Source organism: Alkalibacter mobilis (assembly GCF_015594845.1).
GTDB classification, from domain to species: Bacteria; Bacillota; Clostridia; order Eubacteriales; family Alkalibacteraceae; genus Alkalibacter; species Alkalibacter mobilis.
In genome coordinates this window covers 1-604 of the sequence record NZ_JADNRK010000071.1, presented here as the reverse complement: position 1 = coordinate 604, position 604 = coordinate 1, and the positions used below count along the sequence as shown (strand labels likewise).

Genomic DNA, 604 nt, shown 5'->3' with positions numbered 1-604 from the left:
GTACAGGAAGTTACAGACACACCTATCGCAGTAGACAGCCCCAACGAAATGACTTGTCTGGAATCAATGAAGTTTTGCAACAAGCCAGGTCTATTCAACTCAGTATCTTTGGAAGGCAAGAAAATAGACAACGTATTTCCAGTTATAGCTGACACAAAATGGGAGATCGCAGCTCTTCTAAACGACGATACAGGAATTCCCCAAACTGCTGAAAAGAGATTGGAAGTATTTGAGAAGTTGATGGCAAAAGCCAAAGAGTACAATATCGACCCTTCAAGATTCCACATCGACCCATTGATCGAAATGCTTTGTACATCAGAAGATGGAATCACAATGGTAGAGACTGTAATTTCTGAAATCAAAAGAATGTACCCAACCATCCACGTAACGGGAGCAGTAAGCAACATTTCTTTCAATCTTCCTGCAAGAAAGATCGTAAACCAGGCCTTTACGGTACTGGCAATGAAAGCGGGACTTGACAGCGCAATTTTGGATCCGACTGACAAGAACCTTATGGGAATGATCTATGCGACAGAGTGCATGCTTGGAGAAGACGAGTACTGCATGGAGTACATCAGCGCATACAGAGAAGGAATATTCGGAG

The 604-nt window shown here is 42.9% G+C and carries 1 protein-coding gene; it reads left to right on the top strand.

Annotated elements, in window-relative coordinates:
• Positions 1-604 (top strand): dihydropteroate synthase (locus IWB18_RS12435; protein WP_195683931.1); only part of this gene is annotated, 604 nt, incomplete at both ends.